Origin of the sequence: Jejuibacter sp. L23 (assembly GCF_050815825.1) — a bacterium.
GTDB classification, from domain to species: domain Bacteria; phylum Pseudomonadota; class Gammaproteobacteria; order Enterobacterales; family Enterobacteriaceae; genus Jejubacter; species Jejubacter calystegiae.
Genome location: NZ_CP138199.1, coordinates 4,340,991 through 4,353,308, shown reverse-complemented (window position 1 = coordinate 4,353,308; position 12,318 = coordinate 4,340,991). Strand labels below are relative to the sequence as shown.

Annotated in this window: 13 protein-coding genes; 11 read left to right on the top strand and 2 right to left on the bottom strand. The window is 59.7% G+C overall.

All coding sequences use genetic code 11. From position 1 onward, the window contains the following. Positions 1-29 precede the first annotated feature (29 nt). The 10 genes from SCU88_RS20825 to blc all read left to right on the top strand — a co-directional run bounded on the left by SCU88_RS20825 (position 30) and on the right by blc (position 8,692). A complete protein-coding gene (locus tag SCU88_RS20825; RefSeq protein ID WP_138093486.1) occupies positions 30-1,289 on the top strand; it encodes an MFS transporter in 1,260 nt (419 codons plus the stop codon). A 46-nt stretch (positions 1,290-1,335) separates the two neighbouring features. Beyond that, positions 1,336-1,839, top strand: a complete 504-nt coding sequence (locus SCU88_RS20820; protein ID WP_421805384.1) for a cupin domain-containing protein — start codon at positions 1,336-1,338, stop codon at positions 1,837-1,839. A gap of 10 nt (positions 1,840-1,849) precedes the next feature. After that, on the top strand, positions 1,850-2,623 hold the full coding sequence (locus SCU88_RS20815; RefSeq protein WP_175341047.1) for an alpha/beta fold hydrolase: 774 nt from the start codon (positions 1,850-1,852) through the stop codon (positions 2,621-2,623). Then, positions 2,607-3,401 carry an SDR family oxidoreductase gene (locus SCU88_RS20810; protein ID WP_138093477.1) on the top strand — a complete coding sequence of 265 codons (795 nt, stop codon included), beginning with the start codon at positions 2,607-2,609 and terminating at the stop codon, positions 3,399-3,401. The genes SCU88_RS20815 and SCU88_RS20810 overlap by 17 nt, the downstream gene beginning before the upstream one ends. An 11-nt stretch (positions 3,402-3,412) precedes the next feature. Then, a complete protein-coding gene (locus tag SCU88_RS20805; protein WP_175341046.1) occupies positions 3,413-4,195 on the top strand; it encodes an aspartate dehydrogenase in 783 nt (260 codons plus the stop codon). Between the two features lie 9 nt (positions 4,196-4,204). Beyond that, entirely contained in the window at positions 4,205-5,674 is a 1,470-nt protein-coding gene (locus SCU88_RS20800; RefSeq protein ID WP_175341045.1) for an aldehyde dehydrogenase family protein, read from the top strand. A gap of 14 nt (positions 5,675-5,688) precedes the next feature. Beyond that, positions 5,689-7,329, top strand: a complete 1,641-nt coding sequence (locus SCU88_RS20795; RefSeq protein ID WP_175341062.1) for a thiamine pyrophosphate-binding protein — start codon at positions 5,689-5,691, stop codon at positions 7,327-7,329. A 186-nt stretch (positions 7,330-7,515) separates the two neighbouring features. Next, a complete protein-coding gene (locus SCU88_RS20790; protein ID WP_175341044.1) occupies positions 7,516-7,839 on the top strand; it encodes a type II toxin-antitoxin system RelE/ParE family toxin in 324 nt (107 codons plus the stop codon). Between the two features lies 1 nt (position 7,840). Further along, a complete protein-coding gene (gene nadS, locus SCU88_RS20785) occupies positions 7,841-8,125 on the top strand; it encodes a NadS family protein (RefSeq protein WP_175341043.1) in 285 nt (94 codons plus the stop codon). A gap of 33 nt (positions 8,126-8,158) precedes the next feature. Continuing rightward, positions 8,159-8,692 (top strand): outer membrane lipoprotein Blc, encoded by a 534-nt coding sequence (blc, locus tag SCU88_RS20780; protein ID WP_175341042.1) that lies wholly within the window; start codon positions 8,159-8,161, stop codon positions 8,690-8,692. A gap of 37 nt (positions 8,693-8,729) precedes the next feature. On the opposite strand, the gene SCU88_RS20775 is transcribed toward blc, so the two are convergent. Together SCU88_RS20775 and SCU88_RS20770 are read right to left on the bottom strand one after the other, a co-directional pair. Further along, positions 8,730-8,945, bottom strand: coding sequence for a hypothetical protein (locus tag SCU88_RS20775; protein ID WP_431810052.1), 216 nt, complete (start codon positions 8,943-8,945; stop codon positions 8,730-8,732). Between the two features lie 64 nt (positions 8,946-9,009). After that, positions 9,010-9,783, bottom strand: coding sequence for a M48 family metalloprotease (locus tag SCU88_RS20770; protein WP_175341041.1), 774 nt, complete (start codon positions 9,781-9,783; stop codon positions 9,010-9,012). A 260-nt stretch (positions 9,784-10,043) separates the two neighbouring features. Here SCU88_RS20770 and tkt point away from each other — a divergent pair, with 260 nt between their 5' ends. Further along, positions 10,044-12,035, top strand: coding sequence for a transketolase (gene tkt, locus SCU88_RS20765; protein ID WP_175341040.1), 1,992 nt, complete (start codon positions 10,044-10,046; stop codon positions 12,033-12,035). Positions 12,036-12,318 lie beyond the last annotated feature (283 nt).

Sequence of the window (12,318 nt, the reverse complement as noted above, 5' to 3'; positions counted from 1 at the left end):
AAGCCATACCCGCGAGGGGGAGTGCAAGCATGACTACTTTAGAGACAGACACCGCGCCCCGGGCGGCGAGCGGTGAGGGGGAGCGCACGTCCGAAATGCCGGTCCGCTGGTCGATTCCGCTGGCCCTTCTCGCCTGCGTACTGCTGGCCTTTTTCGACAAGATAAGCATAGCGGCGCTGTTTTCCGACGACGGATTCCAGCAGGCCATGGGCATCGGTTTCGATACCACCAAACTCGGTCTGCTGATGACCGCCTTCCTGCTCAGCTATGGCTTTTCATCCATGCTGTTGAGCGGCCTGGGCGATCGCATTGCGCCGGTGCGCCTGCTGACCTGGATGATGGTGAGCTGGTGCGGGCTGATGGCCCTGATGGGTTTTACCCACTCCTATAACGCCATGCTGGTATTGCGCATCCTGCTGGGCATTGCCGAAGGGCCGCTGTTTTCACTGGCCTTCGCGATTATTCGCCACTCGTTCCCGTCTCATTTGCAGGCGCGCGCCACCATGATGTGGCTGCTGGGCACGCCGCTCGGCGCCGCCATCGGTTTTCCGCTGTCTATCTGGCTGCTGAACCACTTCGGCTGGCAGAGCACCTTTTTCACCATGGCGATTCTGACCCTGCCGGTGCTGTTTCTGGTGCGATTCGGACTGCGCCACGTGCGGATGGAAGCCGGGCAGAACAAGGCGAGCGCTCCCACGCCGGAAGCCCGCAGCGCCGCACGCCGTGAGCTGTTCGCCAGCCCGTATTTCTGGATGGTCTGCATCTTTAACATCGCGTTTATGACCTACCTGTGGGGCATTAACGGCTGGCTGCCGGGCTATCTGATTAAGGGAAAAGGCATTCACCTGGAGCATGCGGGCTGGATGTCGTCGCTGCCCTTTATCGCCATGCTGGTGGGGGAAGTGATCGGCGCCTGGCTGTCGGATCGCGTGGATCGCAGGGCCGCCGCCTGCTTTATCTCGATGGGGGGCGCCGCCATCGGTCTGTGGCTGGTGCTGCATCTGAATACGCCGCTGGCGGTCATTGCCGCCATGAGCTTCAGCACCTTTATGTGGGGTACCGGTGCGCCCAACATCTTCGCGCTGCTGGCTAAGGCGACCCGACCGGCGGTCAGCGCCACGGCGGGCGGTGTGTTTAACGGACTGGGTAACTTCGCCGGCGCGCTGTCCCCGGCGGTGATGGGGGCGCTTATCGCCTTCACCCACAGTATGGACAGCGGTCTGATCTTTCTGGTGGTGATTGCGGTGCTGGGCTGCGCGCTGTTACTGCCGTTACTGAAACGCTATTAAGGAGACGATGATGTCTGAGACCACAACCCTGGCGTCCGGCGCCAAAATGAAGCCGGAAAACCTGAGCATGGAAGAGTGGGTGGAGTCGCGTATCGCCCGTTTCGAAGGGCGTAAATATGACTGGAACGCCCTGAAATTCCAGGCCGATTTCGACCCGAAATACCGCCGCGCCCAGATGCGCTACATCGGCACCGGCGCTACCGGCGTTGCCAGCGACACCAACACGGTGCCCGCCGAACACTTTACCTTTTCCACCATGGTGCTGCCGTCGAAGTGTGAAGGGCCGCTGCATCTGCATGACGACGTGGAAGAGGTGTTCTTTATGCTCAAGGGCACCATCACTCTGATGATTCAGGACGGTGACCAGTATTACGAAACGGTACTGCGCGAGCGTGACCTGATTTCGGTTCCGCCGGGGATTTACCGCGGGTTGCTGAACCACGGCGAGGAAGAAGCGCTGATGTGCGTGATGCTGGGTACGCCGAAGCCGCATATTCCGAGCTATCCGGAAGATCATCCGCTCTCCAAAGTGAAGCGCGATAAAAAATAAGGAGCGGCTTATGACCTGCTGGCGCGAGACGGGGAGCGGTACGGCGCTGACGCTGCTGCACGGCATCAGTTCCGGCAGCCGTTCCTGGTATAAGCAGATGGCGGTGTTGAAGGAGTACCGCCTGCTGGCCTGGGATATGCCGGGTTACGGCGACAGCCCGATGCCTGAAGAGGAAAAACCGATGGCGGCGGACTACGCCGATGCCCTGGCGGTCATGCTGGACAGGGCAGGGGTAGAGAAAACCGTGCTGCTTGGCCACTCGCTGGGGGCGCTGGTTGCCAGCGCCTTCGCTGCCCGCTATCCCGGACGGGTGATGCGCCTGATCCTGGCGGATCCGGCCCAGGGATACGGACAGGCGGCCCCGGAGCAGCGCGAGCAGGTCTGGCGCCGTCGCGAACGGCAGGCGGCGGAGGGGATGGAAAACCTGGCCCGCACCCGGGCGGACAAACTGCTGCGCCCGGGTGCCCATCCTGAGGATATCGACACCGTGGCGGAGGGTATGCGCCGCCTGCGTCGGGAAGGATTCCTGGCAGCGGCCCGGATGCTGGCCGACGACGATATCCATCGCTGGCTGGGGGATTGCCGCTGTGAGCTGGAAGTGTGGTGTGGCGAACAGGATGCCATTACCCCCCCGGAAAACGCCTGGGGACTGGCCCAGCGCTGGAATGCGCCAGGGGTCGCCATCCCTCAGGCGGGGCATGCCAGCTATCTCGACAATGACAGTTTTTTTAATCAACAGCTTATACGGGTAATGCAAGAGGCGAGCTATGAATGCACAAATTGAGGACCGCGTAGCGGTGGTCACCGGCGGCTCCTCGGGAATCGGCTTTGAGACCCTGCGCCTGCTGCTGGGCGAAGGGGCGAAGGTGGCCTTCTGCGGTCGCGATGACGACCGGCTCGCCAGCGCGCTGGCGGCACTCCAGGGGGAATACCCGGAAGCCGAAATTCTGGCGCAGCGCTGCGATGTATTGCAGGAAGAGCAGGTTAAACAGTTTGCCGCCGCGGTCGCCGAACGTTTTGGCGGCGTGGATATGCTGATCAACAACGCAGGTCAGGGCTTTGTGGCCCATTTTGCCGACACGCCACGTGAAGCCTGGCTGCATGAAGCCGAACTGAAGCTGTTCGGCGTGATTAATCCGCTCCAGGCGTTTCTGCCGTGGCTGGAACGTTCGGATATCGCCTCTGTCACCTGCGTTAATTCGCTGCTGGCCCTGCAACCGGAAGAGCACATGATTGCGACCTCCGCGGCGCGGGCGGCGCTGCTTAATATGACGCTGACGCTCTCGAAGGATCTGGTCGAAAAAGGGATCCGGGTGAATTCGATTCTGCTGGGGATGGTGGAATCCGGGCAGTGGCGACGCCGCTTTGAAAATCGCACCGATAAATCCCAGAGCTGGCCCCAGTGGACAGGCGAGATAGCCCGTAAGCGCGGTATTCCGATGGGGCGGTTGGGTAAACCCCAGGAACCCGCCCAGGCGCTGCTGTTCCTGGCTTCGCCGCTGGCGTCTTTTACTACCGGTGCGGCGCTGGATGTGTCCGGCGGTTTTTGCCGACACCTGTAAGGAGCGCGACCATGAAAAAGGTGATGCTAATCGGTTACGGCGCGATGGCGCAGACGGTGATTGAGCGACTGCCAGAGGGCGTGGAACTGGGCTGGATTGTGGCGCGCGAGCGCCATCATGCCGCTATCCGCGACCGCTTTCACGGGAAGGTGGAAGCGCTGGCTGAGGTGAATGATTGCACGGGCGCCCCGGACCTGGTGCTGGAGTGCGCCAGCCAGCAGGCGGTGGCGCAATATGGCGCGGCGGTGCTGGCCCGGGGCTGGCATCTGGCGGTGATTTCCACCGGCGCGCTGGCGGATGCGGCGCTGGAACAGCGTCTGGCGGCTGCCCGACGCGCAGGCAACGGCAGGCTGACCCTGCTCGCCGGTGCGGTGGCCGGCATTGACGGACTGAAGGCCGCAAAAGAAGGGGGGCTCTACCGGGTGACCTACCGTTCGCGTAAAAGTCCGGCCAGCTGGCGCGGTAGCCACGCGGAAAAGCTGATCGACCTGGATTCGGTTAGCGAAGCGCAGATCTTCTTTGAAGGCAGCGCCCGTGAAGCAGCACAATTGTTCCCGGCCAATGCCAACGTAGCGGCCACTGTGGCACTGGGCGGCGTGGGCATGGATGAAACCCGGGTTCAGCTCATGGTGGATCCGCAAACCACCCGTAACACTCACACCCTGCACGCTGCCGGGGGCTTTGGCGAATTTAGCCTGGAGCTGAGCGGGCTGCCGTTAGCCAGTAATCCCAAAACCTCGACCCTGGCGGCGTTAAGTGCGGTGCGTGCCTGCCGTGAACTGGCGCAACAGTAAGGAGTAACCATGGAACCTCTGGATATTTTTGTTGGCGGAGAGTGGCGCCGCGGTGGTGGCAATTTGATGCATAGCCGCTTCCCGGCGGACGGCTCCGTGAATGCCGAACTTTATGCGGCAGATCTGGCCGATCTGGAAACGGCGGTCGAGCGTGGCGAAGCGGCGTGGCGAGATCCTGCATGGCGCAACAGCCTGCCGCATCAGCGGGCGCGGATCCTCTCGCGGGTGGCTGAGATCATTGAATCACGGGTGGATACGCTGGCAGAACTTCAGACCCGTGATAACGGTAAACCGCTGGCGGAAACCCGCGGCCTGGTCATGAGCGCGGCGGGAACGGCCCGCTACTTTGCGGCAGCCTGCGAACTGCTGGAAGGGGAGTTGCCGACGCCGCGTATTCCCGAGGTGATGACTCTGAGTCACTACGAGCCTCTGGGCGTGGTGGCGGCAATCACCCCCTGGAATTCGCCGATCGCCAGTGAAATGCAGAAGGTGGCACCGGCCATCGCTGCCGGTAATGCGGTTGTCCTGAAACCTGCCGAAGCGACGCCGCTGATGGCGCTGGAGCTGGCCAGGATCTTCGAACAGGCCGGGCTGCCTGCCGGGTTGCTCAGCGTACTGCCGGGGAAAGGATCGATAATCGGCGATGCGCTGGCCCGTCACCCGAAGGTGCGCAAAATCTCGTTTACCGGCGGTACTTCCACCGGGCGTCATCTGGCCCATGTGGCGGCGGAAAAACTGATCTCCACGTCGCTGGAGCTGGGGGGCAAGTCGCCCACCATCGTACTGGAAGATGCCGATATCGAGCAGGCCGCGCGCGGTATCTGCTACGGCATTTTCAGCTCTGGCGGTCAGGCCTGTATCGCAGGCGCTCGCCTTTTTGTTCACAGCAGCGTTTACCAGCCGCTGATGACCCGGCTGCTGGAACTGACCCGCGGTTTGCGGATCGGTCATCCGCTGACGCCGGGCACCCATATCGGGCCACTGATTAGCCCGCAGCATCGCGACAAGGTGATGAGCTACGTTCAGATGGCCCGTGACGAAGGGGGCGAAGTGCTGTGCGGTGGCGAGATCCCGGCCGATCCTCAACTGGCGGCCGGTAACTGGTTCCAGCCCACCATTATTGAAGGGCTGGAGAATACGGCTCAGGTCTGCCAGGAAGAAATTTTTGGGCCGGTGCTGGTGGCGATGGCCTTTGACGACGAGCAGCAATTAATTGCCGAGGCTAATGATTCGGTCTACGGCCTGGCTGCGGGTATCTGGAGCCGGGATACCGGGCGGGCGCTGCGGCTGGCACAGGCGCTTGAGGCGGGCACTATCTGGATTAATACCTACAAAGTTTTTTCTATTTCCACGCCGTTTGGCGGCTTTAAAGAGAGCGGTTTGGGCCGCGAGAAGGGCATTCAGGGGCTGAAAGCCTGGATGCAGCAAAAGAGCATCTATCTGGCGACCGGTAACGGCGTTAACCACTGGTGCGACTAACAAAAGGGCTGATGATGAGCGAAATGATTACCGTGGGCGAAGCCGTCGCCCGTACCCTCGAACTGTACGGCGTCGATACCCTGTATGGCGTGATCTCTATTCATAATCTGCCGGTGGCCGATGCTATCGGGCAGCGCGGCAATATCCGTTTTGTCCCGTCGCGCGGAGAGGCAGGTGCGGTCACCATGGCCGACGCTCACGGACGTTTTTCCGGCCTGGGTGTCGCGTTAACCAGCACCGGCGCCGGAGCGGGCAATGCGGTGGGGGCGCTTGTAGAGGCCATGAACGCCAGTACGCCGCTGTTGCACCTGACCGGCCAGGTGGAAAAGGCCTGGCTGGATGCCGATACCGGCTTTATTCATGAAACCCGCGACCAGATGGGCTATCTGCGGGCCAGCTCTAAGCGCGCTTACCGGGTATCCAACGCTAATCAGGCGGTGGCTATTGTACAGCGGGCGATTCAGGAGGCTCAGACGCCGCCCTGCGGGCCGGTTTCGGTTGAGATTCCTATCGATATCCAGGGCAGCAAAATTCCGGCGTCGCTGGTAACGCTCCCTGCGGCGCCGCTGAGTGCTCAGGCGCCGGATGCTGAAAGCGTAGAACGTCTGTGGCAGCGCCTGCGTCAGGCAAAGCAGCCGCTGCTGTGGCTGGGGGGCGGCGCGCTGGAATGCGGCGAGGCGGTGGCCCGCCTGGCGGACGCCGGGGTGACGGTGATTTCCAGCACCCACGGACGCGGCATTTTGCCGGACAGCCATCCGCGCAGCCTGAGGGCGTTCCATAACTCGCCGTCGGTGGAAGAATTACTGGCGCAGTGCGATATGACGCTGGTGGTGGGATCGCGGCTGCGCAGCAATGAAACCCGCTCATGGACCCTGAATCTGCCTGAGCCACGGGTTCAGATCGATATCGATCCGGCGGCGGCCAGTCGTAACTATCTGATGGATGAAACCCTGGTGGCGGACAGTGCGCTGCTGCTGACGGCGCTGGCCGAAAAAGCGCAGGGGCGGATATGGGGCGATGCCCGGTGGGATGCGCAGATTCGCGATGCGCTCAGCCTGGCGGTGAAGGGGCTGCGCGATCAGTGCGGCGCCTATGCGGCTCTGAATGACGCCATCGAACAGGCACTGCCTGCCGACGGTATTCTGGTGCGCGATATTACGGTTTCCGGCAGCCTGTGGGGCAGCCGTCTGTTCCGCGCTAACGGTCCGTTGGGCAATATCCATTCGCTGGCCGGCGCCATCGGCATGGGGTTGCCGATGGCGGTCGGTACCGCGCTGGCCAATCCGCAACGCAAAGTGGTGGGGCTGGTGGGCGATGGTGGCCTGAGCCTGAATCTGGGCGAGATGGCGACTCTGGCGCAGGAGAAGGCCAACGTGACGCTGCTTATCATGAACGATGGCGGCTATGGCGTGATGCGCGGCATCCAGGACAAATACTTCGGCGGCCGTCAGTACTACAACGAGCTGCATACCCCGGACTTTACCGCGCTGGCTCAGGCGATGGGGCTTCAGGCCTGGTCCGTAGAGCGGGAACAGGATTTCCAGGCGGTGCTGGCGGAAGCGCTGGCGATGCCGGGACCTTCGGTGGTGGAGGTGCGTATGGGGGCGATTGGCCCGCTGCGCTTTGCCGGACCGCCGCAGAAAACATTGTATTGAGCTATCAGGGGCCGCACTGCGGCCCTTTTTTATTTCTGAACCGGTCGCGCATTTACTGCATTTTGCCTTCCTCTGGTACCCCACCGCTGTCGTACCTTACTTACTGAAATGGTAAAAAAGTGAACCTGATCGTGTACAAAGTACTCCTGTGTGTGTACCTTGTACCCTGGCAAGGAAGAACGACTGATGATGGAATTTATCGAAACGTCCATGTTTACCCGGCAGATCAAGCAGATCGCCACCGATGATGAGCTCATGGCGCTTCAAAGAGAGCTGATTGCGTTTCCGGACAGAGGCGAAGTGATACAGCAAACCGGTGGGTTGCGTAAAATCAGGATGGCGACGGGCGCCCAGGGAAAAAGCGGCGGCGCCAGAGTGATTTACTTTCTGGCAACCCGGGAGATTGTCTGGTTAATCATGGCGTATCCTAAAAATGTTAAAGACAGCCTGACCGATGCCGAAAAAGCGGCGCTGAAGAAACTGACCTGGCAACTGAAAAACGAGGTGTAAGATGGATTTTTTTAACGACCTGAAAACGTCCCTGGAAGAGGCGGTGGATATTAAGAAAGGGGCGCAAGCGCCCGGCCGTGTGACCCGCTATGACATTGCGGATGTAAAGGCGATTCGCGAGCAGTTGAATGTTTCCCAGAGCGAAATGGCGAAAGCGCTGGGCACCAGCGTCGACACCATTAAAAGCTGGGAGTCGAAGCGGCGTAATCCGACTGGATTAGCAGCAAAGGTGCTGGCGACCATCCAGTCGGATCCCGCGTTTTTTTATGCCCTTGCGGCGCACTGATGTAGACAGACAACATCCCCGTAAGGAGTCTGTATGAAGCTATGGCCTGTGGTAAGCGGCGTTGTTCTGGCGTTAACGCTGGTGGCCTGTCAATCGCCAACGCCGCCAAAGGGTGTGAAACCCATTCCCCGTTTTGATGGCGAACGCTACCTGGGTAAATGGTACGAAATAGCCCGTCTGGAAAACCGTTTCGAGCGGGGGCTGGAGCAGGTGACGGCAACCTATGGTAAGCGCCCCGACGGCGGTCTCAGCGTACTAAATCGGGGTTATGATCCGGTGCAGCGACGCTGGAAGGAGAGCGAAGGTAAAGCGTACTTTACCGGCGATCCTACGACTGCAGCGCTGAAAGTCTCATTTTTTGGACCATTCTATGGCGGCTATAACGTGATTGCGCTGGATGACGACTACCGCTACGCCCTGGTCAGTGGACCGAACCGCGACTACCTGTGGATTCTGGCTCGCACGCCGGAAATTCCGGAACCAATAAAACAGGACTATCTTTCTGTTGCCCGTGGGCTGGACTTCCCGGTTGATAAACTGGTGTGGGTTAATCAGCGGGCCAGGTAACTCTTCTGCCCGGATTTTCGCCGGGCCGAAGAAACGTTTAAGAGTGGCGACAGGATGCCTGTAGCACCGCGTTTTCCTTACGGGCCGCCCATGCGGCGAACCCCGAACAAATTAGCAGCAGCAGACCGAAGGCGAACGGGCTCCACCATCCGACAGCGTCAAACAGGAAACCACCAATACCCGCACCCAGCGTAATCGCCATCTGAATCACCGCCACCATTAACCCACCGCCCGCTTCGGTATTATCAGGCATTGCCCGACTCAGCCACAGCCCCCAGGCCCTCGCCGCGATAGGGCGAGGCCTTAGCGAGTGGGGACTATTTCGCTGGCGGCGTCAGGCCGTCGGCGCGCATGCGTTCGCGGATGTGCGCGGCACGCTCTTCGGAGCCCGGGTGGTCGTCAAACATTGAGCTGCTGCGACCCTGCTCCATTTTGGCCAGTTTCTCGAAGCTGGTGACCAGCCCGGAAGGGTTGATGCCTCGTTTGCGTAGCAGATCGTAGGAGTAGTCGTCGGCTTCGGACTCCTGGCGTCGTGAGAATTGTGCGTTAACCAACTGCCCGCCCAGCGCGCCCAGTTCCGACTGGGAGAGGCTGCCCAGAATTCCCCCGGCTGAGGCGGCAATCGCCCGCAGGGTATTGGTGCCCATGGCGACCTGAATCCCTTTTTTCACATGGCCGAGCGCTACGTGGCCCATTTCGTGGCCGACAACCGCTTCCACCTCGTTATCGTTCATCATGTCCATCAGCCCGCTGTAGACGCGAATACAGCCGTTGGCCATGGCGAAGGCGTTGACCTCTTCGGACTGATAGACCTTATAGTTGGTCTTCACGCCGTTAATATCGCTCCCCAGGGCGCTGGCAATTTTGTTCAGGCGTTGGCTGTATTCGCTGTTGGCTGGCGCAATAGTCGATTTACTGTCCATTTCAGTACAGGCTTTGTCGCTCAGTTCGATGACCTGTTCATCGCTGACCGGGAACAGATTTAGAATACTGGAATCAGAGGATCCCGAGCCGCCGGAATCAAGAGTCTGGCAGCCACTCAGCAGTGTCGTTGCGGCGACGATACCCAACAGCATCGGACGCATTTTCATGTGTTAACTTCCGTTTTAAAAAGATAATGAAGGGATCTGAAAAGCGGCGACGATGATATCAGGCGCCGACCTGGGGCTGAGTATAAATAAGAACCCCTGTCGTGGGCGAGCCATTGTCCGGTTTTATTGCCCGTTCCGGAGATTTCCTAAGTGGACAAAAGGATGCTCCATGTACATGACCAGCGGCTTGCGGTACATTGTTGATAACATTTTTGTTCAAATCTAAGGCGTAGCCTGTAACCATCCGATCTGGAGTCAAAATGTCTTCTCGTAAAGAGCTTGCCAATGCCATTCGTGCGCTCAGCATGGACGCCGTTCAAAAAGCCAAATCCGGTCACCCGGGTGCCCCTATGGGTATGGCGGATATCGCAGAAGTTCTGTGGCGCGATTACATGAATCACAATCCGACCAACCCGCACTGGGCCGATCGCGACCGCTTTGTGCTCTCTAACGGGCATGGTTCCATGCTGATCTACAGCCTGCTGCACCTCACTGGCTACGATCTGCCGATGTCTGAACTGCAGAACTTCCGTCAGCTGCATTCGAAGACGCCGGGCCACCCGGAAGTCGGTTACACCGCGGGCGTTGAAACCACCACCGGTCCGCTGGGGCAGGGGATTGCCAACGCGGTGGGTATGGCGATTGCCGAAAAAACCATGGCGGCGCAGTTTAACCGTCCGGGCCACGATATTGTCGACCATCATACCTATACCTTCCTGGGCGACGGCTGCATGATGGAAGGGATCTCCCACGAAGTGTGCTCGCTGGCGGGTACCCTGAAGCTGGGCAAACTGGTCGCTTTCTACGACGATAACGGTATCTCCATTGATGGCGAAGTGGATGGCTGGTTCACCGACGATACCGCGAAGCGCTTCGAAGCTTACGGCTGGCACGTGGTTCGTGGCGTTGATGGTCACGACGCTGACGCTATCAAAGCCGCCATTGAAGAAGCGCGTGGCGTCACTGACAAGCCTTCTCTGCTGATGTGCAAAACCATTATCGGTTTTGGCTCGCCGAACAAGGCCGGTACTCATGACTCCCACGGTGCGCCGCTGGGCGATGCCGAAGTTGCCGCTACCCGCGAAGCGCTTGGCTGGAAGTATGAGCCGTTTGTGATTCCTCAGGATATCTACGCGCAGTGGGACGCCAAAGAGGCGGGCCTTGCGAAAGAGCATGCCTGGAATGAGAAATTTGCCGCCTATGCGAAAGCTTTCCCGCAGGAAGCCGCAGAATTTACCCGCCGTATGAAGGGCGAAATGCCGGCCGACTTTGCGGAAAAAGCGCAGTCTTTCGTCGAGAAACTGCAGGCTGAACCGGCGAAAATCGCCAGCCGTAAAGCTTCCCAGAACGCTATCGAAGCTTTCGGTCCCTGGCTGCCTGAATTCCTGGGCGGCTCCGCCGACCTGGCGCCGTCTAACCTGACGCTGTGGTCCGGCTCTAAAGCGCTGAATGAAGATCCGGCGGGTAACTATATCCACTACGGCGTGCGTGAATTCGGTATGACCGCTATCGCCAACGGTATCGCGCTGCACGGCGGTTTCCTGCCGTACACCTCTACCTTCCTGATGTTCGTTGAATATGCCCGTAACGCGGTGCGTATGGCGGCACTGATGAAGCAGCGCCACGTGATGGTGTACACCCATGACTCTATCGGTCTGGGCGAAGATGGCCCGACTCACCAGCCGGTTGAGCAGCTCTCTTCCCTGCGTCTGACGCCGAATATGAGCACCTGGCGCCCCTGTGATCAGGTGGAATCTGCCATTGCCTGGAAATATGGCGTTGAGCGTCACGACGGTCCGACCGCGCTGATCCTCTCCCGCCAGAACCTGGCGCAGCAGGAGCGTAGCGCTCAGCAGCTGGCGGACGTTGCTCGCGGCGGTTATGTGCTGAAAGATTGCGCAGGCCAGCCGCAGCTGATTCTGATCGCCACCGGCTCTGAAGTTGAGCTGGCCGTGGCTGCCTGGGATCGCCTGACGGCGGAAGGGGTGCAGGCGCGCGTGGTTTCCATGCCGTCCACCGACGCTTTCGACAAGCAGGATGCCGCTTATCGTGAATCGGTACTGCCGAAAGCCGTTAGCGCTCGTGTGGCTATCGAAGCTGGTATCGCCGACTACTGGTTCAAGTATGTGGGTCTGAACGGCGATATCGTGGGTATGACCACCTTTGGTGAGTCTGCTCCGGCAGAGAAACTGTTCGAAGAGTTTGGCTTCACCGTGGATAACGTGGTTAACAAAGCGAAAGCGCTGCTGTAACCCCATTATCGGGTATTGATGAAAGGCTCCCGGTGGGAGCCTTTTTTCGTTGGCTTCCTTCCAGTGACGTTATTTTGTGACGCACATCAAGTTATTTTCCCGGTACCGCACCCAGGGCGTTCCTTTTAGCGGCCGTTTCGCTTATTCTGGCTGAAGCGTTTCAGTTGTTTCGTTTCAGTAGAAAAAATGCTCGACAAACGACCAAACAGTCACCCTTTGGGCATGCAAAGATTCCTTAAGGCATCACGCTGGATTACTCTGTCAGCCGTTTTGGTGGGAATCT